We start from the raw sequence: 24968 nt of genomic DNA on the forward strand, positions 1-24968 counted from the left end.
CATCAGCCTCCGAACATCAACGCGGTCAGGACAAAGTCGAGCCCAAGTACGGCCAGGGCACCATGCACCACGGTACGGGTAGTCGCGCGACTCACGCCCGCGGAGGTCGGGCTGCAGTCATAGCCCTGGAACAACGCGATCCAGGTCACCACCACACCGAACACCAGCGACTTGATGACACCGTTGACCACATCCTCGCGGACATCCATCGCCGCTTGCATCTGGCTCCAGAAGGCGCCGGCGTCGACACCGAGCAAGCCGACACCGACGAAATAGCCACCGAGCACCCCGACGGCGCTGAAGATCGCCGCCAGCAGCGGCATCGCCAACACCCCGCCGAACAACCGCGGCACCAGGATCCGGCGCACCGGATCGACGGCCATCAGTTCCAGCCCGGCGAGCTGCTCGGTAGCCTTCATCAGGCCGATCTCGGCGGTCAGCGCCGACCCCGCCCGCCCGGCCACCAATAGCGCGGTGACCACCGGACCGAGCTCGCGCACCAAGGAGGCGGCGACCATCAACCCCAGGCTCTCGGCAGCACCGAAGCGGGCCAGCACATAGTGGCCCTGGAGCGCCAGCACCATCCCGACGAACAAGCCGGAAACGCCGACGATCAGCATTGAGAGTACGCCGACGTTGTAGACCTGGGCGATCAGCAGCCGCGGCCGCCGCAACACCTCACCGACGCCGAGCACCATCGCCAGCAGCAACTGGTGGCCGCGCCCGAAGCGGGCCAGCACGTCGAGACCACTGCGACCGAGCCGCGCCAGGGGATCGAGCAACATCTCAGCGTCCTCCCCGGTTGAGCAGGTCTGCCGCCAGCGCCGGTCCCGGGTAGTGGAAGTGCACCGGCCCGTCGGGCTGACCATCCATGAACTGACGCACCCAGGTCGAGCGCTCGGCGGCGATCTCGGTCGGAGACCCCTGGGCGACGACCCGCCCCTGCGAGATCAGATAGATATGATCGGCGATCCGGGTGGCCTCGGCCACATCGTGCGACACCAGCACACTGGTGAGGTTCGAGGCATCGTTGAGCTGACGGATCAGCGACACCAGCGCCCCCATGGAGATCGGGTCCTGACCGGTGAAGGGCTCATCATAGAGGATGATCTCGGGGTCGAGCGCGATCGCCCGCGCCAAGGCCACCCGACGCGCCATGCCGCCGGAGAGTTCACTCGGGCGCAACGCACGAGCACCACGCAGCCCCACCGCCTCGAGCTTCAGCAGCACCAGCTTGCGTAGCAGCGAGGGCGAGAGGTCGGTGTGCTCGCGCAACGGATAGGCGACGTTGTCGAAGACGTTGAGATCGGTCAGCAGCGCGCCGCTCTGGAACAGCATGCCCATGCGCCGCCGCAACCGATAGAGCGCGGCCTTGTCGAGTTCGTGCACCGCCACGCCGTCGACCTCGATGCGACCGGCGTCGGGACGCAGTTGTCCGGTGATCAGTTTGAGCAGCGTGGTCTTGCCGGTCCCGCTCGGCCCCATCACCGCAGTCACGGCGCCACGGCGGATGTCGAGATCGAGCCCGTCGAAGATGGTCCGCTCGCCGCGGCGGAAGGTCAGGTCGCGGATTCGTACCAGTACGTCATCGGTGGCGGATGCGCGCGCGCCTCCACTCGGGCCCGCAGACACGTCCTCACCGCGGACGCCCGGCGCATCGCCTGGGCCCTGGCTTGGCATCATGGTGAAATGTCGCTATCGGCGCATCGGTCGGCCAAAGCAGGCAATTCTCGCGGCCCCGGCGCGGGGCGTCAAGCAAAGGGCAGCTACCGAGAAAATTGAACCGCCAAGCCGCGAAGGGCGCAAAGGAGAAGAGAGCTTCCAGCGATCAGCCGCCAGCCGCCAGCCGCCAGCCGCCAGCCGCCAGTGGGAGTGGACCCTCGACAACAACACGGCTCGCCACCACCTTGGTGCCTGTGCTTAAAGACAGACAGCCAGTGGCAGCTGGTCGCTGGTCGCTGGTCGCTGGTCGCTGGTCGCTTGAACGCCTCTTTGCGTTCTTTGCGACTTAGCGGTTCAATCTTCCCAGCCCTTCCCGGCCTGGCTGGTTCAGTCTTCCCAGCCTGGCGGCTGACAGCTAGCGACTGACGCCCTTGCTCGATGCGACACGTCCGCGTGGCATGGTGTATTTTTTCTCGTTTGACCGACCACACCTCTGGCCCATCCCCAAGACCATGACCGAACGACGACAACTCGGCGCCCGACTGGCGCCGCTCGACGCGGGCGAGCACGAGCGCATCCTCCAGCTCGCCCGAGCCGTTCTCGAGACCGAGGCGCAGGCGGTAACAGCACTCGCCGAGCGGATCGACACCCCCTTCGTCACCGCCTGCCGCTACATGCTCGCCTGCGCCGGACGCATCGTGGTCACCGGGATGGGGAAATCGGGCCATATCGCCAGCAAGATCGCCGCCACCCTGGCGAGCACCGGCAGCCCAGCCTTCTTCGTCCATCCCGGTGAGGCCAGCCACGGTGACCTGGGGATGATCACCCCACTCGATGTGGTGGTGGCGATCTCCAACTCCGGCGAGACCGCCGAGCTGCTCACCATCCTGCCGGTGCTCAAGCGGCTCGGGGTACCGATGATCGCGATGACCGGGCGACGCGACTCAACGTTGGCACGTAAGGCCGACGTCAGCATCGACGTCAGCGTCTCGGCCGAGGCCTGTCCACTCGGCCTGGCGCCGACCACCAGCACCACCGCGGCACTGGCGATGGGCGATGCGCTGGCCGTGGCGTTGCTCGAGGCGCGCGGCTTCACCGCCGAGGACTTCGCCCGTTCGCACCCGGCCGGCAGTCTCGGGCGACGCCTGCTGCTACACGTCGACGACATCATGCACCGGGATGCGCAGCTACCACGGGTCGACTGTGCGGCAAGCCTGCTGGCCACCCTCGAGGAGATCTCGCACAAGGGCCTGGGGATGAGCGCGGTCGTCGACGACACGGGTCGGCTGTGCGGCATCTTCACCGACGGCGACCTGCGCCGTGCGCTCGATCGTGGTGTTGATGTCCACCACACCCGCATCGATGCGGTGATGACCCGATCCTGTGTAACCATCGCCCCAGGCGCGCTGGCCGCCGAGGCGCTGCAGCTGATGGAGTCGCGCTCGATCAACGCCCTACTGGTGGTCGACGCCGAGCGACGCCCGGTCGGCGCACTCAACATGCACGATCTGCTACGCGCCGGCGTGGTCTGAGGCAAGGCACTGGTCAAAACCGCCACGGCGCCCGACAATGCGCCGCGCAGCGATCCAACCCCCATTCTTCTCCTCCAGGGAGTCACCAGAGATGCAAGAGATTCGCAATCGTGCCGCCGCCATTCGTCTGGCGATCTTCGACGTCGACGGCGTGCTCACCGACGGCAGTCTCTATCTCGGCGACGATGGCCAGGAGTACAAGGCGTTCAATGCCCGCGACGGTCACGGCATGGTGATGCTGCGCGACTCGGGCGTGACCCTCGCGGTGATCACCGGACGTAGCTCGCGTGTCGTCAGTATGCGGATGAAGAGTCTCGGGGTGAACCATGTCTACCAGGGCCAGCGTGATAAGCTCGCCGCTTATCTCGAACTGCGCGAACGACTGGGGGTCGAGGACACCGCCGTGGCCTATCTCGGCGACGACGTCATCGACCTGCCGGTGATGCGTCAGGTCGGCTTCGCCGCGGCGGTGGCCGATGCCCACCCGATGGTGCGCGCCGAGGCGCACTGGCACACCACCGCAGGCGGCGGACGCGGCGCCGCGCGCGAGTTCTGCGAGCTGATCATGGACGCCCAGGGGACGCTCGCACGGCTCGCCGGACATCGACCATGAGCAGCCGCGCGCACTGGCCACGACGCTACTATCTGCTCGCCGCCTTCTTCGCGCTCAGCGGACTCGCGGGCTGGTGGCAGCTCCAGCGCGTCGACCTCCCCGAGAACCCCACCGCTGAGCGCCCGCGGTTCCCCGACTATGTGGTCCATGACTTCACCGCGCTCGAGACCGATGCCAGCGGCGCCCCGAGCCGGCGCCTGAGCGCCGCCGAGTTGCGCCAGTTCGTCGCCGAGGACCTCTCCGAACTCGACCACCCGCGCATGCGTCTGTTCCAATCCGATGGGCCGCCGTGGCGCGTGCGCGCCAAGCACGGGCTGGTGCTCGGCGGCGGCGAGGAGGTGCGACTGATCGGTGCGGTCGAACTCGACCGTGACGCCACCGCCGACGCCCCACCCACGCACATCGAGACCGAGCAGCTCAACGTCTGGCACCAGCGCGCCTACGCCCGCACCGATCTACCGGTACAGGTGGCCAGCGGCGAGGACTGGCTGAGCGCCAGCGGCATGCAGCTGTGGTACGACGAACCGGCGCGCGCCACCTTCCACGGTCGTACCAGGATGCTGCTCGTCCCGTCCCAGGAGACTCAACCATGAGCCGTTCACTGCCCCTGCTCGCACTACTGCTGGTACTCGGCTGGGGACCGGCCAGCGCGCTCGACGACGACCCCCAGCAACCGATGTACATCGAGGCCGACGACGTCGAGGTGCGCGAGGCCGAGGGCACCAGCATCTATGTCGGTAACGTCGAGGTTACCCAGGGCAGTATGCAGCTGCACGCCGACCACATGACCGTCTACCATCGTGATGACCGCCGTCCGCGCCAGATCATCGCCATCGGCAACCCAGCGCGCTTTCGCCAACTGCTCGAGGATGATCAGGGCGAGGTTCGCGCCTTTGCCAAACGGATGGAGTTCGACACCACGCGCGACGAGCTGGTGCTGATCGACGAGGCGGTGCTGATCCAGGGGGAGGACCGCGTGACCAGTGAGCGCATCGTCTACGATCGCACCCGCGCCCACTTCCGCGCCGGCGGCAGCGGCCGGGTGCGGATCACCATCACCCCGGAGGATGAGTCATGACAGGGGCCGAAGGATGAGCGTACTGCGCGCCGAACAGCTCAAGAAGCGCTATCGCAGCCGTGAGGTCCTGCAGGGGGTGAGCGTCGAGGTCGACGCCGGCGAGGTCGTCGGTCTGCTCGGCCCCAACGGTGCCGGCAAGACCACCTGCTTCTATCTGATCGTCGGCCTGATCCCCGCCGACCAGGGCCTGATCACCCTCGACGGCCAGGATGTCACCCTGATGCCGATGCACGGGCGCGCCCGCGCCGGGTTGAGCTATCTGGCACAGGAGCCGTCGGTGTTTCGCAAGCTCAGCGCGCGCGACAACATCCTTGCCATCCTCGAGACCCGCCGCGACCTCGACCGCGACCAGCGCGAGCAGCGCTGCGAGCAACTGCTCGAGGAACTCGGCATCGCCCATATCGGGGAGTCGCTGGCGCTCAGCCTCTCCGGCGGGGAACGCAGGCGCCTCGAGATCGCCCGCGCCCTGGCCGTCGATCCCAAGGTGATGCTGCTCGACGAGCCCTTCGCCGGCGTCGACCCGATCGCCGTCGGCGACATCAAGGCGATCGTCTCGCACCTGCGCGAGCGCGACATCGGCGTGCTGATCACCGACCACAACGTGCGCGAGACGCTCGACATCTGCGATCGCGGCTACATCATCAGCACCGGCACGGTGATCGCCGCCGGCCGTCCCGATCAGCTACTCGCCGATCAGCAGGTCCGTGACGTCTATCTCGGCGCCGACTTCGCCATGTAGACTGCAGCCTCCATGCCCTCCTGCTACATATGAGGGGTAAGATGGAACGCGCACGCTCACGAACGCAGCGTGCTTGACGTGACTCAGGCACCTTTGTTGCCACCCGACCTATAATCGTCATAGGACGGTCATCGACCCGGCATAGAGACAGACGCAAGACGCATCGGCGATCCATGAAGCAAACCATCCAGCTTCGCCTCGGCCAACACCTGACGATGACGCCACAGCTGCAGCAGGCGATCCGCCTGCTGCAGCTGTCTACGCTCGAGTTGCAGAAGGAGATCCAGGAGGCGCTGGACTCCAACCTGATGCTCGAGGAGGCCGAGGAGGCCGATCGCTTCGCCGGTAACGGCGAGGACACCGCCAATGGCGAGCACGGCCCCGAGGAGCTGCACGCCAACGATCAGGGCAGCGCCGAGCGCGAACTCCAGAGCGAGACCAACCAGATCCCCGAGGAGCTGCCGGTCGACACCCAGTGGACCGACGTCTACGACAGCTATCTGCCACCGAGCAGTCAGGGCGGCACCGAGAACGCCGACTTCGATCCCTTCCTCCACCAGAGCCGCCCCCAGACCCTCCACGACCACCTCATCTGGCAGCTCAACCTCACCCGACTGAGCGAGCGCGATGAGATGATCGCCGAGGCGGTGATCGACGCCATCGACGCGCGCGGCTATCTCCGCGCCGACCTCGAGGAGCTGCTGGCCACCCTCGGCGACGACCAGATCAGCGCCGAGGAGGTCGCCACCATGGTGCATCGGGTGCAGTCGTTCGACCCACCCGGGGTCGGTGCCCGTGACCTCGCCGAATGCCTGCAGATCCAGCTGCGCCAGCTCCCCACCGAGACCCCGCAGCGCGACCTCGCGCTGGCGATCTGTCGCGACGGCTTCGAATACCTGCCGCGCAAGGACATCGCCGCGCTGATGCGCCGTTTCAAGCAGGGCGAGGCCGAGATCCGCAACGCCCTGGCACTGATCTGCCGACTGCACCCACACCCCGGCGACTTGATCGCGCAGGAGCCGCCGGAGTACGTTGTACCCGACATCTTCGTCCGCAAACAGAACGGTCGCTGGTCGGTGGAACTCAATCCCGAATCCACGCCCAAACTGAGGGTGAATGCAGACTACGCCAGGTTGATCCGACGTGCCGACACCAGTACCGACGGCGTCACCCTGAGGAATCACTTGCAAGAGGCGCGCTGGTTCATCAAGAGCCTGGCGAGCCGTAACGACACCGTGCTACGCGTGGGGGCCAAGATCGTGGAGATGCAGCAGGCATTCTTCGACCATGGCGAGGAGGCGATGCGGCCGATGGTGCTGCGCGACGTCGCCGAGGCACTCGAGCTGCACGAGTCGACCGTCTCCCGAGTCACCACACAGAAGTACATGCACACCCCCAGGGGGACCCTGGAGTTCAAGTACTTCTTCTCGTCCCACGTCAGCACCACTTCTGGTGGGGAGTGTTCGTCGACCGCGATCCGCGCGCTCATTCGTAAGCTGATCGCCGCCGAACCCGCCAGAAAACCCTTGAGCGACAGTAAGATCGCGGCCGAACTAGCTGAACGCGGCATCCAGGTCGCGCGTCGAACCGTCGCCAAGTACCGCGAGGCAATGGGTATCCCACCCTCGAACGAGCGCAAACGCCTGGCATGAACAGGCCGTTTGGAACCCCTGTAAGGAGTCCAATGATGCAAATCAATCTGACGGGTCATCACGTCGACATCACCGAGGCACTGCGCGACTACGTCGACAGCAAATTCGCCCGCCTGGCGCGTCACTTCGACCACGTCACCAATGCCCACGTCATCCTCAGCGTGGAGAAGCTCGACCGCAAGGCCGAGGCCACGCTCCACATCAATGGTGGGAAGCTCTTCGCCGACTCCGTGCATCAAGACATGTATGCCGCCATCGACGGCCTGATCGACAAACTCGATCGTCAGATCGTGCGTCACAAGGAGAAGAAGAACGACGTTCGTAGCGCCCCCGTGCCGAAGGCGGCCGATGCCGAGGCTGAGACCGAAACCGAGACCGAATAGCCTGGCGGCGGCCTGATGGCCCATGCGCCGGCAGGACACCGAGGACACTCGACGCCCTGCCGGACCGACGCACTGACACCTCGAACGGATCTGCGATCGCACCGTTCGGGGTGTTTTGCATTGAGACCCTGAGATCCGAGCCGATATCGACAGCAGCAGGCTCCGATGACTCGAAGGATATCCAAACCCATGACCACGACCACTCGCCCTGATCACCCGCCGGTACGGACACCGGACACCGTCACCGCCCTGCGCCCCTGTCGCCGCGATCACCAGGAGCCTTGACCGATGTTCAGTCCAGACCTGATCAGCGAGGCCCGCATCGGGTGCAGCGTCGAGATCGCCAGCAAGAAGCGGCTGCTCGAGACGCTCGCCGAGCTACTGGCCAACGATCATCCCCGACTCAACACCGAACTCGTCTTCGAGCGACTGCTCGAGCGTGAGCGCCTCGGCAGTACCGGGCTCGGTCACGGCGTGGCGCTGCCGCACGCCCGCATCAAGGAGATCAACGAGGTACTCGGGGCCTTCGTCAGCACCAGCACCGGGGTCGACTACGACGCGATCGACGGAGAACCGGTCGACCTGGCCTTCGCCCTGCTGGTCCCGGAGAGCGCCACCGAGGAACACCTGCAGCTGCTCGCACGGCTCGCCGGGATGTTCAGCGAACCGACCACCCGCGCCGCGCTGCGCGAGGCCGCCACGGCCGGCACCGTATTGCAACTGATCGAGGCGAGCGAGGCGCGCTAGCGCCTGCGCCGGGCCATGCTCGACAGCCTCCAGTCACTCCTCGATCAGACCGGCCCGCGGCTACAGCTGCGCTGGCTCAATGGCGAACCCGAGCAGCACTCCCCATTGCGTCGGCCCGAACGCGCGCGCTCACGCGAATCGCTGATCGGCTCGCTCAACTGCATCCACCCCAATTGTCTACAGGTGATCGGCACGGCCGAGCAACGCTATCTGCAGGCCCTGGGACAGACCGCCTTCGAGGAGACCCTGGAGCAGCTGTTCACCGAGCAGCCGGCAGCGATCCTGTTCGCCGACAATCTCGCCCCCCACCCCGCCTTCTTCACCTTCGCCGCCAAGCACCGCACCCCGCTGCTCGGTTCGCCACTCGGCGACGAGGAGCTGATCAACCACCTGCGTTATTTCCTCACCCACGCCCTGGCCGAACGCCAGACCCTACACGGGGTCTTCATCGAGGTGCTGGGGATGGGGGTGTTGCTGGTCGGTGATCCGGCCGTGGGCAAGAGCGAGCTGGCGCTCGACCTAATCACCCGCGGTCATCGGCTCATCGCCGACGACGCCCCACGCTTCGCCCGTATCGCCCCGGAGACCATCGAGGGCACCTGCCCCGAGACCCTGCGGGACTTCCTCGAGGTGCGTGGGCTGGGTATCCTCAACATCCGTGCGATGTTCGGCGAGGGGGCGGTCCAGCGCAGCAAGACCCTGAATCTGATCATCGACCTGCAACCGCTCGACCAACAGCAGATCGCCGGACTCGATCGGCTCACCGGCAGCCTCTCGGCGACCGATGTGCTGGGCGTGGCAATCCCCACCATCACCATGCCGGTGGCACCGGGACGCAACCTGGCCATCCTGGTGGAGGCGGCGGTGCGCCATCAGATCCTGCGTATCCGCGGTTACGACGCCGGCGTCGACTTCATCGATCGGCAGGCCCGGGCGATCCGTCTCGACCGCCCCGACCCGCCCGGTCCTGGCCCAAGACCCTAGCGCCGTCCCCTCGGGATCGGCCCGGAGCAACCCGCAGTCCATGAAACTCGTCATCCTCAGTGGCCTTTCAGGCTCGGGCAAGAGCGTCGCCCTACACACGCTCGAGGACCTGGGCTATTACTGCATCGACAACCTGCCCTTGTTCCTACTCAAGGACCTGGTCGCCGGGCTGCACAAGGCCCCCGACAACGGCTTCTCCAACACGGCGGTGGGCATCGACGCGCGCACCAGCCCGCGTGCACTCAGTCAGCTCGCCGAACTGATCGCCGATGCCCGCGCCCAGGGCATCGACTGCCGGGTGATGTTCATCGATGCCGACACCGACACCCTCAAGCGGCGCTTCAGCGAGACCCGGCGTCGCCATCCCCTCACCAGCGGGGACCGCTCGCTCGACGAGGCCATCCGGCTCGAACGCCGGTTGCTCGAGGCCATCGGCCGCTGCGCCGAGATCCGCATCGACACCACCCACACCAATGTGCACGAGCTGCGCGACCTGGTGCGTGCCCACCTCGTCGGCAGCGACTCGCCCAAGGTCTCGATCCTGCTGCAATCCTTCGGCTTCAAACACGGCGTCCCCAGGGACGTCGATTTCATCTTCGACATGCGCTGTCTGCCCAACCCACACTGGCAACCCGGGCTCAGGCCCTTGACCGGACTCGACCGCCCGGTGGTCGAGTTCCTCGACGCCAGCGCCGAGGTCCGCGAGATGCGTGACGACATGCGCACCTTCTTCGATCGTTGGATCCCGCGCTTCGAGACCGACGGGCGCAGTTATCTCACCATCGCCATCGGCTGCACCGGCGGCCAGCACCGCTCGGTCTACATGACCGAGGCGCTGCGCCACCACTTCGAGCAGGCCGGTCACAAGGTGCTGGTCAGACACCGGGAGTTACCGTGAGCATCGGACTGTTACTCATCACCCATCAACCACTCGGCGGCGACCTGCTACGCATAGCCGGCGCCATCCTCGGCACCGAGCCACACGCCACCGAGGCGCTCGAGCTGGTCAACGACCGTCCCTGCGACTGTATGCTGCGTGAGGCACTCGACTGCGTCGACCGGCTCGATCGCGGCAACGGCGTGTTGGTGCTCACCGACCTCTATGGCTCGACCCCGGCCAACATCGCCCGGGCGCTCTGCAACCAACAACAACGCCGCGTCCGGGTCATCTCCGGAGTCAACCTGCCGATGCTGCTGCGGGCGCTCAACTATGCCGATCTCGACCTCGACAGCGTCGCCGAGAAGGCGCTCGAAGGGGGACGCGAGGGGGTGATCTGTTGCCAGGAGCAGGGCGCATGACCAGCAAGGACCTCGAGATCATCAACAAACTCGGCCTCCACGCCCGGGCCGCGGCCAAGCTGGTGCAGTGCGCCAACGGCTTTACCAGCCGCGTCGAGGTCGAACGACGCGGGCAGCGCGTCAACGGCAAGAGCATCATGGGGGTAATGATGCTGGCCGCGAGCCAGGGCACCTGGATCACCGTCAGCGCCGAGGGCGAGGATGAGACGGCAGCGCTGGCGGCGATCGAGCAACTCATCGGCGACCGCTTCGGGGAGGGTGAGTGACGATCGCCTACCAGGGCATCGGGATCCGCTCGACGCGCGCCATCGCGCTCGGGCCGGCGCTGATCGATACCCGCGCCCTGGGCACCATCGGCCACGCCGAGATCGAGATCGAGCAGGTTCCGGCCGAGCTCGCGCGGCTGGAGGAAGCGATCGCCTCGGCACGCGCGGCACTCGAGGCAGTGCGTGGACAGATCCCCACTCAAACCCCACAGAACATCGCCGAGTTCATCGACACCCACCTACTGATGCTCGAGGACGCGGCCCTGGTCGAGGAGGTCAGACGCATCGTCAGCGACCAGCGCTGCAGCGCCGAGTGGGCGCTGCAGCAACAGCGCGACACCCTGGTGCGAATCTTCGACGAGATGGACGACCCCTATCTGCGCACCCGCCGCGACGACGTCGAGCACGTCGTCCACCAGATCCAGACCTTCCTCGCTGGTGACTCCCCGGAACCCCGCCTACCCGAGCACGACCTCGACGGTCACGTGGTGGTCGCCCGCGACCTCACCCCGGCCGACACCATCTTGCTCCATCATCGCGGCGTCACCGGCTTCGTCACCGAGTTCGGCGGGCCGATGTCGCACACCGCCATTCTCGCGCGCAGCCTCGGGGTCCCTGCGGTGGTCGGGGTACGTCACATCACCCGTTATATCGAACCGGGCGAGTTCCTGGTGATCGACGGTGACAACGGCACCGTGCTGTGCGATACCGACGATCTCACCATCGCCCACTTCCGTACGCGTCTGCGCGCCGCCGAGACACGCCAGCGTCGGCTGCGCCGACTGATCGGACGCGCCACCCGCACCCGCGACGGTGTCGCCATCGGTCTCCAGGCCAACCTCGAGCTACCCGAGGACGTGGCCGCGGCGCGCGCCAACGGCGCTTCTGGGGTCGGGCTCTATCGTACCGAGTTCCTCTACATGAACCGCGCCGACCTCCCCGACGAGGAGGAGCAGTACGCCAGCTACGCGGCGATGATCACCGGGCTCGACGGCATCCCCACCACCATCCGCACCCTCGATCTCGGCGCCGACAAGGACAGCCCCGCCCAGCCCATCGAGCCCAGCGGCAACCCGGCGCTGGGACTGCGTGCGATCCGGCTCTGTCTCAAGGAGCCGGCACTGTTCCGCCCCCAGTTGCGCGCCATCCTGCGCGCCTCGGCGCTCGGCCCGGTACGGCTGATGCTGCCGATGATCTCGAACGTACGCGAGGTGATCGCGGTCCGTCAGCTGATCGAACAGCTCAAGCGCGAACTCAGCGACCAGGGGCTGGCCTACGACCCGGCCCTCCCGCTCGGCGCCATGATCGAGGTACCGGCCGCAGCACTCGCCGCTGGGGCCATCGCCCGCCACTGCGACTTCCTCTCGATCGGGACCAATGACCTCATCCAGTACACCCTCGCCATCGACCGCCTCGACGACGCCGTCAACGACCTCTACGACCCCACCCACCCGGCGATCCTGCGCCTGCTGCGGATGACCATCGCAGCCGGCCTCAGCCACGGCATCCCGGTCGGAATGTGTGGCGAGATGGCCGGTGACGCACGTTTCACCCGGCTGCTGCTGGGGCTCGGGCTGCGCGAATTCAGCATGCAGCCCGGCGCCCTGCTCGACGTCAAGGAGGTGGTGCTCGCGGCCGACACCACCATCCTGCAGCAACGCACCACCGCCCTCTTCGCCCATCTCGACGAGGCCGATCCCGCGGACCTGCTGGCAGCGCTCAACGCCGACTGAACCCCGCCTCAGCGCAGCCCCACGGCTCTGTTAGGATAGGCATCCCGAGCGTCGGCCCGCCCGGGCCCAGGAGCCCTCATCCACCACAGCCAGCCACGGTCACCCATGACAGCCGCAGCTTCCAGCACCACCGACGACCAGCGCTTCGCCGATCTCCACCAGGTCCTCGAACAAGGCGCCATGCGCAAGGCCGCGCGCATGCTCAACGCGCTGCAGCCGGCCGAGATCGCCCACCTCCTGGAATCGCAGCCGCCCAAGGAGCGCGAGCTGGTGTGGGGCCTGGTCGATGCCGAGTACGACGGCGAGATCCTCACCTATCTCAACGACGACGTGCGCGAGCAGCTGATCAGCCAGATGGACGCCGGCGAGCTGGTCGCCGCCGTCGGCGGACTCGACACCGACGACCTCGCCGACCTCATCCAGGACCTGCCGGTCGCCATTACCAGCGAGGTGCTCAAGTCGCTCGACCAGCAACGGCGCGAACGGCTTCGCACCGCGCTCGCCTTTCCCGAGGACAGCGCCGGTGGGTTGATGAACACCGACACCGTCACCGTCCGCCCCGAGGTCACGCTCGATGTGGTGATGCGCTATCTGCGCCGACTCAAGGACGGGCTGCCCGACATCACCGACAACCTCATCGTGGTCAACCGCGAGGGCTACTACCTCGGCGTGCTCTATCTCACCGACCTGCTCACCCACGACCCCGACGAGACCGTGGCCGAGGCGATGACCCTGGCGGTGCAGGCGATCCCGGCGACTTGGGGCGCGCGCGAGGTGGCCACCCGCTTCGAGCAGCACGACCTGGTCACCGCGCCGGTGGTCGACGAGACCGGACAGTTGCTCGGTCGTATCACCGTCGACGATGTGATGGACGTCATCCGCGAGGAGGCCGAGCACCAGTTCCTCGGCCAGGCCGGTCTCTCCGAGACCGAGGACATGTTCGCCCCGGTACTGCTCAGCGCACGCCGCCGTGCGCTGTGGCTGGGCGTGAACCTGCTCACCGCCTTCCTCGCCGCCTGGGTGATCGGTCGCTTCGAGGACACCATCCAACAGGTGGTGGCGCTGGCGGTATTGATGCCGGTGGTCGCCAGCATGGGCGGTATCGCCGGTACCCAGACCCTGACCCTGGCGATTCGGGGCCTCGCAGTCGGCCAGCTCTCGACCAAGAACGCCCGCTGGCTGCTGTGGAAGGAGCTGGCGGTGGCAGCGATCAACAGCGTGGTCTGGGCGGTGGTGGTGGCGGCGATCGCCGCCTACTGGTTCGGTGACCCGCAGATCGCCCTGGTGATCGGCGCCGCGATCACCATCAACCTACTCGCCGCCGCACTCGCCGGGGCGCTGCTACCGATGGCGCTGGAGCGCTTCGGCATCGACCCGGCGCTCGCCGGCGGGGTGATCCTCACCACCGTCACCGACGTGGTCGGCTTCCTCGCCTTCCTCGGACTCGCCACCCTGTTCCTGGTCTGACCCTGGCTCAGGCGCGCCAGCCCTCGAGCAGGGCGAGGGTCGCCGCGACCCGCGCCCGCGCCCGCTCGGCGCTGTCGGCCTCGGCATAGACGCGCAGCTCCGGCGCATTACCTGAGGGGCGCAGATGGACGATCTCGCCCGCGGCGAAGGTGAGACGCAGCCCGTCGGTCCGATCGACCCCCGCGACAGCGCCGAGCGCCTCACCGAACAGCGCACCGATCGCCGCAGGATCGGCACCGAGCGCGGCGATGCGCTCGGCGGCCAGCGCTGAGGGAAAGTCACGCAACCGATCACTCGCGGTGAAGCGCGGCGGCAGCTCGGCGGCGAGCGCGGCGAGCGGCAGACCACGCGCGGCGCTCGCCTGCAGCAGTGCGAGGGCGACGATCACCGCATCGCGGGTCGGCAGTGCCGGCAGCTCGCGCCCGTCGCACACGACGGTACTGCCGAGCAAAAAGCCACCATTGGCCTCGTAACCGACCACCGGCGCCAACCCACGCTCGAGCAGATGGCTCATCCCGGCGATCACATAGGGCGAGCCAATGCGGGTGCGCAGCACCTCGGTGAAGGCCCCACAGCGCTCGACCGCAGTATTGCTGCTCACCGGAGTGACCACTGCCGCCGCACCGAGCTGACGCGCACAGAGGATGCCGGCGATGTCCCCGCGCAGCCACTCGCCCCGAGCATCGGCGACCAGCGGTCGATCGCCGTCGCCATCGGCCGAGACCAGCGCATCGAGCGCGCCATCGGCGCACCACTCACGCGCCAGCGCGACATCCTCGGGGCGAATCGCCTCGGTGTCGACCGGCACGAAACGATCGGCGCGCGCCAACCGTCGCACCTCAGCGCCGAGCGCCTCGAGCAGCTCGGCGAGACAGTCGCGCGCCACGCTCGAGTGCTCGTAGACCCCGACCCGCAGCCCGCGCAGACAGCCCTCGGGGAAGAAATCGAGATAGCGCCGCAGATAGGCACTGCGGGCCGCATCACTCGCCGGCGGTAGCGGCGCGACGGCGGCCTCGACGAAGCCCCCCGCGGCGGTGAACAACTCCTCGGGCGCGATCACCGGCAGGGCGCGGATCGCCGCCTCGTCGTCCTTGAGGATCTCGCCACAGGGCAGATTGAACTTGATACCGTTGCGGTCATCCGGGATATGGCTACCGGTGACCATCAGTGTCGGTATGCCCCGGGCGATCCCGTGGGCGGCGAGCGCCGGGGTGGGGATGCGCCCGTGATCGCGCGGCTCCAGCCCGAGGTCACGCGCAGCGCGGGCACAGGCACGGAGGATACGCTCGGTGCTCGGGCGCAGATCGCCGGCGAGCCCGACCTCGGCGCCAACCGCGAGCCCCCCCTGGTCTCGGACATAGCGGAGAAAGGCATGGGCGTAGGCATAACAGACCCGATCGGTCATCGCCGTCGCCAACCCACGCGCCCCGCTGGTCCCGAACTTGACCCCCGAGGTCGTCATCAACTCGTCGATCAGCATCCCTCCCTCCCTTGACTCTGCAACTGACAACGCATCGCGACAGTTTAGAGCGGCCAGCGGCCAGCGGCCAGCGGCCAGCGGCCAGCGGCCAGCGGCCAGCGGCCAGCGGCCAGCAGATTGAACCGCAAAGCCGCAAAGAACGCCAAGGGATGAATAGCAACCAGCCACCGGCCTCCAGTGGGCGCACGACCTCGACGACGGACGCACTGACAACAGGCGGCTGAATCGCTCAGGTCGGAAGGCATTCGCAGGCGCGAGCGGGAGCGGGAGCGGGAGCGGGAGCGGTGGACCGTGGACGATCAGCCCACCGCGGTCTCTCATGACGCTCTTTGCGTCCTTCGCGCCTTCGTGGTTCAGGTCTTATCCCGACCTGAAACGCAAAGCCGCAAAGAACGCCAAGGGATGAATAGCAACCAGCCACCGGCCTCCAGTGGGCGCACAACCTCGACGACGGACGCACTGACAACAGGCGGCTGAATCGCTCAGGTCGGAAGGCATTCGCAGGCGCGAGCGGGAGCGGGAGCGGGAGCGGGAGCGGGAGCGGTGGACCGTGGACGATCAGCCCACCGCGGTCTCTCATGACGCTCTTTGCGTCCTTCGCGCCTTCGTGGTTCAGGTCTTATCCCGACCTGAAACGCAAAGCCGCAAAGAACGCCAAGGGATGAATAGCAACCAGCCACCGGCCTCCAGTGGGCGCACAACCTCGACGACGGACGCACTGACAACAGGCGGCTGAATCGCTCAGGTCGGAAGGCATTCGCGGGCACGGGCGGGAGTGGTGGGCCGGGGACGATCAGCCCACCGCAGTCTCTCATGACACGCTTTGCGTCCTTCGCGCCTTCGTGGTTCAGGTCTTTTCTCGACCCACCACGCCGACCGACGGCTACGCCACCGTCACGGGTCCATGAACTCGAGTTCGCGGCCGAGGTTGCGGCCGTAGAAGATCTCGCTGAGCTCGCGACGCAGCAGCTTGTGGATACGCTTGTACTCGCGCTCGGAGAGGTCCTTGGCCTTGATACAGAAGAGATAGTCGTCGAGGCGGAAGTGCTTGAGGACCATCTTGGTGTGGAACAGGTTCTCCTGATAGACGTTGACGTCCATCATCTGGAACTTGCGCTTGGTGTCGCGTGAGAGATAGTTCTGGATCGAGCTGATGTTGTGGTCGATGAAGTGCTTCTTGCCACGCACGTCGCGGGTAAAGCCACGCACCCGGTAATCGATGGTGACCACGTCCGACTCGAAGGAATGGATCAGGTAGTTGAGCGCGCGCAGCGGTGAGATCCGACCACAGGTGGAGACGTCGATATCGGCGCGGAAGGTGCTGATCCCGGTCTGGGGATTGGTCTCGGGATAGGTGTGGACGGTGATGTGGCTCTTGTCGAGGTGCGCGACCACGGCCTCTGGCAACGGCCCCGGGGTGGCATTGTTCGACAGCGCCTCGGCGGCGATCGGCTCCTCCGAGATCAACATGGTCACCGAGGCGCCCTGGGGGTCATAGTCCTGATGTGCGATATTGAGGATGTTGGCACCGATGATCTCGGTGACATCGGTCAGGATCGCGGTCAGGCGTTCGGCGTTGTAGGCCTCGTCGATATACTCGATGTAGGCCTCGCGCTGCTCGTCCGAGTCGGCGTAGCAGACATCGTAGATATTGAAACTGAGCGTCTTGGTCAGGTTGTTGAACCCTTCCAGGCGCAGCTTCTTCAACGGATTGGGCATTCCTCAGGAACCTCGGAAACAACGAAGGCGCGGGCGCTAACGTGGTGGCGCATCCGCAACGGAACCGGCTGTATCACGCAGCTCGAAGTCGTGGGTGATCTCGGCGGTGGCGCCGAGCATGATCGAGGCCGAACAGTACTTCTCGGCACTGAGCGCGATGGCGCGTTCGACCCGCTTGGGGTCGAGTCCCGCTCCGCTGACGATGAAGTGCGCATGGATCCGGGTGAAGACCTTGGGGTCGGTTTCGGCACGCTCGGCCGAGAGTTCGACCACGCAGTCCGTGACCGGCTGGCGGGCCTTGCGCAGGATCTGCAACACGTCGAACTGGGTGCAACCACCCATGCCGATCAGCAGCAGTTCCATCGGCCGAGGCCCGAGGTTACGACCCCCGTACTCGGCCGGCCCATCCATCACCACCGCGTGTTCGGCCCCCGCCTCACCAGCGCTGCCGACCATCGCCGCACCCTCGAGCCACTTCACCCGCGCCTTCATACACTTATGCTCCTATCTGCTCCACCGCAGTCACTCGGGCACCGCCCAACTGGCCCCGGCCTCGAACCGGGCGAAGGCTAACACAGTTCGACAATGGACAGCAGCATGCATAGAATCGAGTCACGACAAGGCGCTCTGGCAAGCATCCCATGAGCATTCTGACACCACCGAAAAAGGACCCACCCTGGCTCCAGCCCTTTCTGTCGCAGTGTCATACCAAGACCTACGACAAGAATGTGGACTTCATTCGCCAGGGCCAGCCAGCGGAGAGCCTCTACTATCTGATCGAGGGGTCGGCTGCCGCATTGATCGATGACGCCGACGAGCGGCGCACGATCATGCTCGCCTATATCAACAAGGGCGAGTTCATCGGCGAGATGGGGCTGTTCGTGCCACAGAACACGCGCAGCGTGATCGTGCGCACCCGCACCAAATGCAAGGTCGCCGAGATCGGCTACCAGCGACTCGACCGGCTGCTCGAGAACGAGTTCAAGGGCTATGCCAAGGACTTCCTCTACAGCGTCGGCTATCAGCTCTCGACCCGGCTGCGCCAGACCAGTCGCAAGGTCAGCCACCTGGCCTTCCTCGACGTCACCGGTCGTATCGCCGGCACGCTACTGGACCTCTGCAAGCAACCCGACGCCATGACCCATCCCGACGGGATGCAGATCCGCGTCACCCGTCAGGAGCTCGGGCGTATCGTCGGCTGCTCGCGCGAGATGGCCGGGCGGGTGCTCAAGAACCTCGAGGAGCAGGGGCTGGTCAGCGTCAAGGGCAAGACCATCGTGGTGTTCGGCACCCGTTAGCCCTGCAACGCCTCGAGCGCAGCCCCCTACCCCGCACCACCCGACCGCACCGCCCCTTGATCTTGGAGCCACCGCCGCACCGGCCCCGTCCGCGTACGGGGCGGCCCGCCTCACATGAGGCCCGCGCAGCGCGGCGATTCATCAACAGGGATCTAGTCGGCGAAGAATAAGGCACGCAGCGCGGCGCCGGGGTCCTCAGCGCGCATGAAGGCCTCGCCGACGAGGAAGGCGTTGACCCCATGCGCGCGCATTCGGGTGACATCGGCGCGCGCCAAGATGCCGCTTTCGGTCACCAGCAACCGCGTCTCCGGCACCCGGTCGATCAACCCCAGGGTGGTCTCGAGGCCGACCTCGAAGCTGCGCAGGTCACGGTTGTTGATACCGATCAACTCACCGGGACAGGCCAGGGCGCGATCGAGCTCCTCGCCGTCGTGAACCTCGACGAGCACGTCGAGCCCGAGTTCGCCGGCCAAGGCACCGAGATCACGGAGCTGGGCGTCGTCGAGACAGGCGGCGATCAGCAGGATGGCGTCGGCACCGATGGCACGCGCCTCAACGACCTGATAGGGGTCGATGATGAAGTCCTTGCGGATCACCGGCAGCGCACAGGCCGCGCGCGCCTCGCGCAGATAGGCCTCGCTGCCCTGGAAGAAGTCGGCGTCGGTGAGCACCGAGAGACAGGCGGCGCCGGCGGCGGCGTAGCGCGCGGCGATCTCGGCCGGGACGAAGTGCTCGCGCAGCACCCCCTTGCTCGGACTGGCCTTCTTCACCTCAGCGATCACCGCCGGGTCGCCGGCGGCGACGCGCGCGCGCAACGCCCGCGCAAAACCGCGCGCGGGCGCTTGCTCGGCGGCGGCGGCGCGCAACTCGGCGAGGGGGCGACGCGCGGCACGCGCGCTCACCTCCTCGGACTTGCGGTAGACGATCTTCTTCAGGATGTCCGGCGTCTCACGCATCTCTTGATCCTCAGCTTGCCGCTGCCAGCGGACGACCGAGGCCGCCGGTCAGCTCCCGCAATCGTTCGAGCCGACGCAACGCCTCGCCCGAATCGATCACCTCGGCGGCACGGGTCACACCAGTGGCCAGCGAGGGTGCACGGCCGGCGACGTAGATCGCTGCGCCGGCATTGAGCAGCACCATCTCGCGCGCCGCCCCTGGCTCGCCACCGAGCACTCCGCGCAATACCCGCAGGCTCTCCTGCGGCCCCGAGACCCGTACTGCATCGAGCGGTGCACGGGTGAGGCCGAAGTCCTCCGGGCGCACGCTGTAGCGATGGATCTCGCCGCCCTTGAGTTCGGCGATATCGGTGCTGTCGCCGATACTGATCTCGTCGAGACCATCGCGCGCGTGCACCACCATGACATGGCGGCAACCGAGCCGGTGCAGCACCTCGGCCAGGGGTTCGAGCAGGTGGTCGGAGAACACCCCGAGCACCTGGTTGGAGACCCGCGCCGGGTTGGTCAGGGGTCCGAGGACGTTGAACAGCGTGCGGACCCCGAGCGCGCGCCGGGGCTCGACCGCGTGCTTCATCGCGCTGTGATGACCGGGAGCAAACATAAAACCGACCCCGATCTCATGGACACAGCGCGCCACCTCTGTCGGACCGAGATCGAGTCTGACCCCGGCGGCCTCGAGCACATCGGCCGCACCGGACTTGCTCGACACCGAGCGGTTGCCGTGCTTGGCCACCCGACAACCGGCCGCGGCGGCGACGAACATGCTGGTGGTGGAGACGTTGAAGGTCCCCGAGGCATCCCCTCCGGTCCCGACGATGTCGACGGCATGTTCGAGGCCGTCGAGCTCGACCCCGGTGGCGAGGTCGCGCATCACCGCCGCGGCGGTGGCGATCTCGGTCACCGATTCGCCCTTCATCCGCAGTGCGACTAGGAAGCCGGCGATCTGTGCCGCACTCGCGCCCCCGGTCATGATGGTGTGCATCACCGAGCGCATCTGGGTCTCGTTGAGATCCCGGCCGTCGATGCAGTGTGTAATGGCGTCCTTGATGTCCATCAGTCGCGATCCTCGATGAAGTTGCGCAGCAGGTCGTGGCCGTGCTGACTCAGGATGGATTCGGGATGGAACTGCACCCCCTGGATCGGCAGGGTGCGATGACGTACCCCCATGATCGCATCGAGTGCACCGTCCTTGGTCTGGGTCCAGGCCGTGACCTCGAGACACTCTGGCAGGGTCTCGGGGTCGATGACCAGTGAATGATAGCGGGTCGCCACGAAGGGATCGGCGAGCCCGGCGAACACGCCACAGGCGCGGTGATACACCGGCGAGGTCTTGCCGTGCATGACCTCGCGGGCACGGACGATGCGCGCCCCGAAGACCTGACCGATTGACTGATGACCGAGACAGACGCCGAGGATCGGCACCCGCCCGGCCATGGCATCGATCAGCGCCATCGAGATCCCGGCCTCGTTGGGGGTACAGGGACCGGGGGAGATGACGATACGCTCGGGGCGCATCGCCATCACCTCGTCGACCGTGCACTCGTCGTTACGCACCACCCGTACCTCGGCGCCGAGTTCACCGAAGTATTGCACCAGGTTGTAGGTGAAGGAGTCGTAGTTGTCGAGCATCAGCAACATGGTCATTCCCCCTTCAGCCCGCAGCCGTAACGATCGATACCCATCTCGGCGGCACTCACCGCGCGGAAGATGGCGCGCCCCTTGTTCATGGTCTCCTGCCACTCCAGCTCAGGCTGGGAGTCGGCGACGATCCCGGCGCCGGCCTGGATGTGCAGGGTGGCGTCGCGGATCACTGCGGTGCGGATGGCGATGGCGGTATCCATGTTGCCGTTCCAGGAGAGATAGCCCACCGCGCCGGAATAGATGCCGCGCTTGACCGGTTCGAGTTCGTCGATGATCTCCATAGCGCGCACCTTCGGTGCCCCGGAGACGGTCCCCGCCGGGAAGGTCGCACGCAGCACGTCGATCGCACTCATCCCCTCGCGCAGCCGGCCGGTGACGTTGGAGACGATGTGCATGACGTGTGAATAGCGCTCGATGACCATCTTCTCGGTCAGACGCACACTACCGACCTCGGCGACCCGACCGGCGTCGTTGCGGCCAAGATCGATCAACATCAGATGTTCGGCCAACTCCTTGGGGTCGGCGAGCAACTCGCGCTCGAGCGCCTGATCCTCGACCTCGTTGGCGCCACGCCTGCGCGTCCCGGCAATCGGACGCACGGTCACCACCCCATCCTCGAGCCGGGTGAGGATCTCGGGCGAGGAGCCGACGATCTGAAACTCACCGAAATCGAGGAAGTACATATAGGGCGAGGGATTGAGCCCACGCAGCGCGCGATAGAGATCGAGGGGTGGGGCCTGGAAGGGGATCGACAGCCGCTGCGAGAGCACCACCTGCATGCAGTCGCCGGCGAGGATGTAGTCCTTACTGCGCTCGACCGCGTCCTTGAAGCCCTGCTCGGTGAAACCGGAGACGAAGTCGTCCTCGTCGACGCGACGCCGCTCGCCGGCCTGATGTGGCACCAGGGGCCGGCACATGCGTTCGGTGAGCGCGGTGATCCGCGCCTGCCCCGATTCCAGGGTGTCGCCGGCGGTGGGGTCGAGATGGAGGACGATATAGAGCCGCCCGCTGAGATTGTCGAACACCACCACCTCGTCGGAGACCATCAGCTGGATGTCGGCGGTGTCGAGCAGGTCGGGATTGGGCGAGGTCCCCAGCCGCGGCTCGATGTAGCGCACGGTGTCGTAACCGAAATAGCCAACCAGGCCGCCGGTGAAACGCGGCAGCCCTTCGACGTCGAAGGCCTCGAACCGGGCCTGGTAGGACTCGATCCAGGCCAGTGGGTCGGCGACCTGGTGCGACTCGATCACCGCGCCGTCGCGCTCCAGGGTGACCTCGTGACCACGCACCCGCAGCAGGGTGCGGCAGGGCAGACCGATGATCGAGTAACGGCCCCATTTCTCGCCGCCCTGGACAGACTCGAAAAGGTAGGAGTTAGGCCCGGCGGCGAGCTTGAGATAGACGCTCAGCGGGGTCTCAAGGTCGGCGAGGACCTCGCTGACGAGCGGAATACGGTTATAACCCTGCCCAGCGAGGGCACGGAAGGTCGCGGGAGTCATGTGGATCTCCTGACTGCAGCGTTTGGACGATAGGGGTCAGACGAAGGCGACTTAGCGTCGCCATCGCCACCCTACCGTCACTCGAGCTGCGTCGATCCACATGATGTGTCAGATGATCTCGTTGTGTGTCTAGCCAGCCCGCTCCTCAGCGGGCCGCAGCCAGCATTCCGGCAAGTTCGCTCAGCGAGTCGATGACCGCATCGGGCGCACTGTCGCGGATGTCCAGGCCGTGATTGTACCCATAACTGGTACAAATGATACCGAATTTTGCCGCCCGCGCCGCTCGCACGTCACTGACCGAGTCGCCGATCATCAGCGACGCGGTCGGATCGACGCCGAAATGGCGCGCCGCGTGCAGCAGCGGCAGCGGATCGGGCTTACACGCAACCAGGGTATCACCACTGATGACGATACCAAAGTCCTCGTAGAGCCCGAGATGACGTAGCAGTGGCCCGGTGAAGCGGGCCGCCTTGTTGGTCACCAAGCCGAGGGGATAACCTGCGGCCTTGAGGAAATCGAGCCCCTCGCGTACTCCGGGATAGAGCGTGGCACGCTCGAAGGTGTGCTCGGCATAGAGTTCGAGGAAGATCGGATAGGCGCGATCGAACTCGCTCGCCTCGGGCTCACCCTCGAGCGCCCCGACCAGGGCGCGACGCACCAAGCGCTCGAGCCCGTTCCCCACCCAGGTGCGCACCGCCGCCTCGCCACGGGGCCCGCGCCCCAGACGCTCGAGCATGGTATCGACGCAGTAGGTGAGATCGGGGACGCTGTCGACCAGGGTGCCATCGAGGTCGCACAGCACCATCTGTGGGCGACGGAGCGGAGCCATGGCGTTCATCAGCACCCCGCCCCGGCCAGCGCCTCGCGCATCTGGCCGATGATGGTGTCGTAGCGGTTGGGATCCTCGGCCCGCCCCTTGCCGAAGACGCCGGAGCCGGAGACGAAGGTGTCGGCGCCGGCGGCCTTGATCGTGGCGATGTTGTCGACCTTGACCCCGCCGTCGACCTCGAGACGGATGTCTCGACCGCTGGCATCAATGCGGCGGCGCACCTCGCGCAGCTTGTCGAGCGTTGCGGGGATGAAGCTCTGCCCACCGAAACCGGGATTGACCGACATCAGCAACACCATGTCGACCTTGTCCATCACATAATCGAGATAGCTCAGCGGCGTGGCCGGGTTGAACACCAGCCCCGACTTGCAGCCCTGATCGCGGATCAGCTGCAGGCTGCGATCGATGTGCTCGCTGGCTTCGGGGTGGAAGGTGATGTAGGTCGCCCCGGCGGCGGCGAAGTCAGGGATGATGCGATCGACCGGCTTGACCATCAGGTGCACGTCGATCGGGGCCTCGACCCCGTGCTTGCGCAGCGCCTCGCACACCAGCGGACCGATGGTGAGATTCGGCACGTAATGGTTGTCCATGACATCGAAGTGCACGATGTCGGCCCCGGCGGCCAGCACCTGGTCGACCTCCTCGCCGAGACGGGCGAAATCGGCCGAGAGGATCGATGGCGCAATCAGATCGCGCGTCATGGCAGGGTCCCCCTAGGAATGTTATGGCGTCACCCCACCGCCCCCCGGGGGCACGGCGAGGCACGCAGGATGAGTCGAGTCGTCCGGGCGCGAAACGGCCAGGACTAGAGCGCCAACGGCGGCGACAGGGTGAAGGAGACGCTCGGCGACTCGTCGTAATCGACATCGCCCTCGTCCCACTCCAAGGAGCCCATACTGTGCGCGTCGCGCCAGTAGGTCTGATAGAGCTCGAGCATAGGGTTGTCGAGCACCTGGGCAGGGGCACCGAGCACCGCCTCGAGCTGGTCACGACTGGCACGGTACCAGTCGAGGCCGGCATCTTCCTTGATGAAGGAAATCGCCGTCAGACGACCGTCGACGAAGCGATAGAGGCGCTGATCGAAATCCACCTCACCGAGCACCGGCGCGACCCCGGGATCGGCACAGATGGTGAAGGCACGCCCGCGGAATTGCTCCTCATGCAACACCTCGAGTCCGACCGGACGGGCATCGCCCCAATCCAGGTCACCGCGCGCCAGATCAAGCCCGGTGGCAAGCGTCTGCCCGCTACAGAGCAACGCCAGCGCCACCATCAATCCCTGCCATCTCGCCCCACCGCGCATCCTCGTCACCACCGTTGGTCGTCTCTTCAGCAGCGCCCGAGTATAGGCAGAGCCCGCGCGCGGGTGCAATGACGGACCGGCGTCAGCG

At 66.5% G+C, this 24968-nt stretch carries 27 protein-coding genes; 15 read left to right on the plus strand and 12 right to left on the minus strand.

Annotation, left to right across the window (positions count from 1 at the left end):
• Nucleotides 1-2: 2 nt before the first annotated feature.
• Nucleotides 3-785: a lipid asymmetry maintenance ABC transporter permease subunit MlaE gene (gene mlaE / locus HF203_RS11470; RefSeq protein WP_168669794.1), complete on the minus strand. Its 783-nt coding sequence runs from the start codon at nucleotides 783-785 to the stop codon at nucleotides 3-5.
• 1 nt (nucleotide 786) lies between these two features.
• Entirely contained in the window at nucleotides 787-1683 is an 897-nt protein-coding gene (locus HF203_RS11475; RefSeq protein ID WP_210424745.1) for an ABC transporter ATP-binding protein, read from the minus strand.
• Nucleotides 1684-2174: 491 nt separating this feature from the next.
• Between HF203_RS11475 and HF203_RS11480 the strand changes: the two genes are divergently transcribed.
• From HF203_RS11480 to mgtE, 14 genes are all read left to right on the plus strand, one after another.
• Nucleotides 2175-3194 (plus strand): KpsF/GutQ family sugar-phosphate isomerase, encoded by a 1020-nt coding sequence (locus HF203_RS11480; RefSeq protein ID WP_168669798.1) that lies wholly within the window; start codon nucleotides 2175-2177, stop codon nucleotides 3192-3194.
• 91 nt (nucleotides 3195-3285) lie between these two features.
• The gene (gene kdsC, locus HF203_RS11485) at nucleotides 3286-3807 is read left to right on the plus strand and encodes a 3-deoxy-manno-octulosonate-8-phosphatase KdsC (protein WP_168669801.1); all 522 of its coding nucleotides are present in this window, start codon (nucleotides 3286-3288) and stop codon (nucleotides 3805-3807) included.
• The gene (gene lptC, locus HF203_RS11490; RefSeq protein ID WP_168669803.1) at nucleotides 3804-4400 is read left to right on the plus strand and encodes an LPS export ABC transporter periplasmic protein LptC; all 597 of its coding nucleotides are present in this window, start codon (nucleotides 3804-3806) and stop codon (nucleotides 4398-4400) included. Before kdsC ends, lptC begins: the two co-directional genes overlap by 4 nt.
• A complete protein-coding gene (gene lptA / locus HF203_RS11495) occupies nucleotides 4397-4885 on the plus strand; it encodes a lipopolysaccharide transport periplasmic protein LptA (protein ID WP_168669805.1) in 489 nt (162 codons plus the stop codon). Before lptC ends, lptA begins: the two co-directional genes overlap by 4 nt.
• Before the next feature lie 13 nt (nucleotides 4886-4898).
• Nucleotides 4899-5624, plus strand: coding sequence for an LPS export ABC transporter ATP-binding protein (lptB, locus tag HF203_RS11500; protein ID WP_210424746.1), 726 nt, complete (start codon nucleotides 4899-4901; stop codon nucleotides 5622-5624).
• A gap of 173 nt (nucleotides 5625-5797) precedes the next feature.
• Nucleotides 5798-7276, plus strand: coding sequence for an RNA polymerase factor sigma-54 (locus HF203_RS11505; RefSeq protein ID WP_168669810.1), 1479 nt, complete (start codon nucleotides 5798-5800; stop codon nucleotides 7274-7276).
• A 35-nt stretch (nucleotides 7277-7311) separates the two neighbouring features.
• Nucleotides 7312-7659 (plus strand): ribosome hibernation promoting factor, encoded by a 348-nt coding sequence (hpf, locus tag HF203_RS11510; protein ID WP_168669954.1) that lies wholly within the window; start codon nucleotides 7312-7314, stop codon nucleotides 7657-7659.
• Nucleotides 7660-7947: 288 nt separating this feature from the next.
• Nucleotides 7948-8406 (plus strand): PTS sugar transporter subunit IIA, encoded by a 459-nt coding sequence (locus HF203_RS11515; protein WP_168669813.1) that lies wholly within the window; start codon nucleotides 7948-7950, stop codon nucleotides 8404-8406.
• A 15-nt stretch (nucleotides 8407-8421) separates the two neighbouring features.
• Nucleotides 8422-9390 (plus strand): HPr(Ser) kinase/phosphatase, encoded by a 969-nt coding sequence (gene hprK, locus HF203_RS11520; protein WP_168669815.1) that lies wholly within the window; start codon nucleotides 8422-8424, stop codon nucleotides 9388-9390.
• Nucleotides 9391-9430: 40 nt separating this feature from the next.
• Nucleotides 9431-10288: an RNase adapter RapZ gene (gene rapZ, locus HF203_RS11525; protein WP_168669817.1), complete on the plus strand. Its 858-nt coding sequence runs from the start codon at nucleotides 9431-9433 to the stop codon at nucleotides 10286-10288.
• A complete protein-coding gene (locus HF203_RS11530; protein WP_168669819.1) occupies nucleotides 10285-10689 on the plus strand; it encodes a PTS sugar transporter subunit IIA domain-containing protein in 405 nt (134 codons plus the stop codon). The genes rapZ and HF203_RS11530 overlap by 4 nt, the downstream gene beginning before the upstream one ends.
• On the plus strand, nucleotides 10686-10955 hold the full coding sequence (locus tag HF203_RS11535; protein WP_168669821.1) for an HPr family phosphocarrier protein: 270 nt from the start codon (nucleotides 10686-10688) through the stop codon (nucleotides 10953-10955). The genes HF203_RS11530 and HF203_RS11535 overlap by 4 nt, the downstream gene beginning before the upstream one ends.
• Nucleotides 10952-12688, plus strand: coding sequence for a phosphoenolpyruvate--protein phosphotransferase (gene ptsP / locus HF203_RS11540; protein WP_168669823.1), 1737 nt, complete (start codon nucleotides 10952-10954; stop codon nucleotides 12686-12688). The genes HF203_RS11535 and ptsP overlap by 4 nt, the downstream gene beginning before the upstream one ends.
• Nucleotides 12689-12793: 105 nt before the next feature.
• Complete coding sequence (gene mgtE / locus HF203_RS11545; protein ID WP_168669825.1) at nucleotides 12794-14155, plus strand: magnesium transporter; 1362 nt, start codon at nucleotides 12794-12796, stop codon at nucleotides 14153-14155.
• A 7-nt stretch (nucleotides 14156-14162) separates the two neighbouring features.
• On the opposite strand, the gene HF203_RS11550 is transcribed toward mgtE, so the two are convergent.
• The 3 genes from HF203_RS11550 to HF203_RS11560 form a co-directional block, all read right to left on the minus strand.
• Nucleotides 14163-15635: a phosphomannomutase gene (locus HF203_RS11550; protein ID WP_168669827.1), complete on the minus strand. Its 1473-nt coding sequence runs from the start codon at nucleotides 15633-15635 to the stop codon at nucleotides 14163-14165.
• An 894-nt stretch (nucleotides 15636-16529) separates the two neighbouring features.
• A complete protein-coding gene (speD, locus tag HF203_RS11555) occupies nucleotides 16530-17354 on the minus strand; it encodes an adenosylmethionine decarboxylase (protein WP_168669829.1) in 825 nt (274 codons plus the stop codon).
• A gap of 36 nt (nucleotides 17355-17390) precedes the next feature.
• Nucleotides 17391-17846 carry an OsmC family protein gene (locus HF203_RS11560; protein ID WP_168669831.1) on the minus strand — a complete coding sequence of 152 codons (456 nt, stop codon included), beginning with the start codon at nucleotides 17844-17846 and terminating at the stop codon, nucleotides 17391-17393.
• Between the two features lie 149 nt (nucleotides 17847-17995).
• Between HF203_RS11560 and crp the strand changes: the two genes are divergently transcribed.
• Entirely contained in the window at nucleotides 17996-18652 is a 657-nt protein-coding gene (crp, locus tag HF203_RS11565) for a cAMP-activated global transcriptional regulator CRP (RefSeq protein WP_168669841.1), read from the plus strand.
• A 152-nt stretch (nucleotides 18653-18804) separates the two neighbouring features.
• Here the strand turns inward: crp and trpC are convergent, their stop codons facing one another.
• From trpC to HF203_RS11600, 7 genes are all read right to left on the minus strand, one after another.
• Complete coding sequence (trpC, locus tag HF203_RS11570; protein ID WP_168669843.1) at nucleotides 18805-19608, minus strand: indole-3-glycerol phosphate synthase TrpC; 804 nt, start codon at nucleotides 19606-19608, stop codon at nucleotides 18805-18807.
• 10 nt (nucleotides 19609-19618) lie between these two features.
• Nucleotides 19619-20662 carry an anthranilate phosphoribosyltransferase gene (trpD, locus tag HF203_RS11575; RefSeq protein ID WP_168669845.1) on the minus strand — a complete coding sequence of 348 codons (1044 nt, stop codon included), beginning with the start codon at nucleotides 20660-20662 and terminating at the stop codon, nucleotides 19619-19621.
• Nucleotides 20662-21246, minus strand: coding sequence for an anthranilate synthase component II (locus HF203_RS11580; protein ID WP_168669956.1), 585 nt, complete (start codon nucleotides 21244-21246; stop codon nucleotides 20662-20664). Before HF203_RS11580 ends, trpD begins: the two co-directional genes overlap by 1 nt.
• A gap of 2 nt (nucleotides 21247-21248) precedes the next feature.
• Nucleotides 21249-22748, minus strand: a complete 1500-nt coding sequence (gene trpE / locus HF203_RS11585; RefSeq protein WP_168669847.1) for an anthranilate synthase component I — start codon at nucleotides 22746-22748, stop codon at nucleotides 21249-21251.
• Between the two features lie 145 nt (nucleotides 22749-22893).
• On the minus strand, nucleotides 22894-23577 hold the full coding sequence (locus tag HF203_RS11590; protein WP_168669849.1) for a phosphoglycolate phosphatase: 684 nt from the start codon (nucleotides 23575-23577) through the stop codon (nucleotides 22894-22896).
• Nucleotides 23578-23585: 8 nt separating this feature from the next.
• Nucleotides 23586-24278 (minus strand): ribulose-phosphate 3-epimerase, encoded by a 693-nt coding sequence (gene rpe / locus HF203_RS11595; protein WP_168669851.1) that lies wholly within the window; start codon nucleotides 24276-24278, stop codon nucleotides 23586-23588.
• Nucleotides 24279-24382: 104 nt separating this feature from the next.
• The gene (locus HF203_RS11600) at nucleotides 24383-24889 is read right to left on the minus strand and encodes a hypothetical protein (protein ID WP_168669853.1); all 507 of its coding nucleotides are present in this window, start codon (nucleotides 24887-24889) and stop codon (nucleotides 24383-24385) included.
• Between the last annotated feature and the right edge of the window lie 79 nt (nucleotides 24890-24968).

It is taken from the genome of Marichromatium bheemlicum (assembly GCF_012276755.1).
GTDB classification, from domain to species: domain Bacteria; phylum Pseudomonadota; class Gammaproteobacteria; order Chromatiales; family Chromatiaceae; genus Marichromatium; species Marichromatium bheemlicum.

Coding starts and splice junctions, on each gene's coding strand:
- mlaE (WP_168669794.1), bottom strand. CDS start 785: ATGTTGCTCGATCCCCTGGCGCGGCTCGGTCGCAGTGGTCTCGACGTG.
- HF203_RS11475 (WP_210424745.1), bottom strand. CDS start 1,683: ATGATGCCAAGCCAGGGCCCAGGCGATGCGCCGGGCGTCCGCGGTGAG.
- HF203_RS11480 (WP_168669798.1), top strand. CDS start 2,175: ATGACCGAACGACGACAACTCGGCGCCCGACTGGCGCCGCTCGACGCG.
- kdsC (WP_168669801.1), top strand. CDS start 3,286: ATGCAAGAGATTCGCAATCGTGCCGCCGCCATTCGTCTGGCGATCTTC.
- lptC (WP_168669803.1), top strand. CDS start 3,804: ATGAGCAGCCGCGCGCACTGGCCACGACGCTACTATCTGCTCGCCGCC.
- lptA (WP_168669805.1), top strand. CDS start 4,397: ATGAGCCGTTCACTGCCCCTGCTCGCACTACTGCTGGTACTCGGCTGG.
- lptB (WP_210424746.1), top strand. CDS start 4,899: ATGAGCGTACTGCGCGCCGAACAGCTCAAGAAGCGCTATCGCAGCCGT.
- HF203_RS11505 (WP_168669810.1), top strand. CDS start 5,798: ATGAAGCAAACCATCCAGCTTCGCCTCGGCCAACACCTGACGATGACG.
- hpf (WP_168669954.1), top strand. CDS start 7,312: ATGCAAATCAATCTGACGGGTCATCACGTCGACATCACCGAGGCACTG.
- HF203_RS11515 (WP_168669813.1), top strand. CDS start 7,948: ATGTTCAGTCCAGACCTGATCAGCGAGGCCCGCATCGGGTGCAGCGTC.
- hprK (WP_168669815.1), top strand. CDS start 8,422: ATGCTCGACAGCCTCCAGTCACTCCTCGATCAGACCGGCCCGCGGCTA.
- rapZ (WP_168669817.1), top strand. CDS start 9,431: ATGAAACTCGTCATCCTCAGTGGCCTTTCAGGCTCGGGCAAGAGCGTC.
- HF203_RS11535 (WP_168669821.1), top strand. CDS start 10,686: ATGACCAGCAAGGACCTCGAGATCATCAACAAACTCGGCCTCCACGCC.
- mgtE (WP_168669825.1), top strand. CDS start 12,794: ATGACAGCCGCAGCTTCCAGCACCACCGACGACCAGCGCTTCGCCGAT.
- HF203_RS11550 (WP_168669827.1), bottom strand. CDS start 15,635: ATGCTGATCGACGAGTTGATGACGACCTCGGGGGTCAAGTTCGGGACC.
- speD (WP_168669829.1), bottom strand. CDS start 17,354: ATGCCCAATCCGTTGAAGAAGCTGCGCCTGGAAGGGTTCAACAACCTG.
- HF203_RS11560 (WP_168669831.1), bottom strand. CDS start 17,846: ATGAAGGCGCGGGTGAAGTGGCTCGAGGGTGCGGCGATGGTCGGCAGC.
- crp (WP_168669841.1), top strand. CDS start 17,996: ATGAGCATTCTGACACCACCGAAAAAGGACCCACCCTGGCTCCAGCCC.
- trpC (WP_168669843.1), bottom strand. CDS start 19,608: ATGCGTGAGACGCCGGACATCCTGAAGAAGATCGTCTACCGCAAGTCC.
- trpD (WP_168669845.1), bottom strand. CDS start 20,662: ATGGACATCAAGGACGCCATTACACACTGCATCGACGGCCGGGATCTC.
- HF203_RS11580 (WP_168669956.1), bottom strand. CDS start 21,246: ATGTTGCTGATGCTCGACAACTACGACTCCTTCACCTACAACCTGGTG.
- trpE (WP_168669847.1), bottom strand. CDS start 22,748: ATGACTCCCGCGACCTTCCGTGCCCTCGCTGGGCAGGGTTATAACCGT.
- HF203_RS11590 (WP_168669849.1), bottom strand. CDS start 23,577: ATGGCTCCGCTCCGTCGCCCACAGATGGTGCTGTGCGACCTCGATGGC.
- rpe (WP_168669851.1), bottom strand. CDS start 24,278: ATGACGCGCGATCTGATTGCGCCATCGATCCTCTCGGCCGATTTCGCC.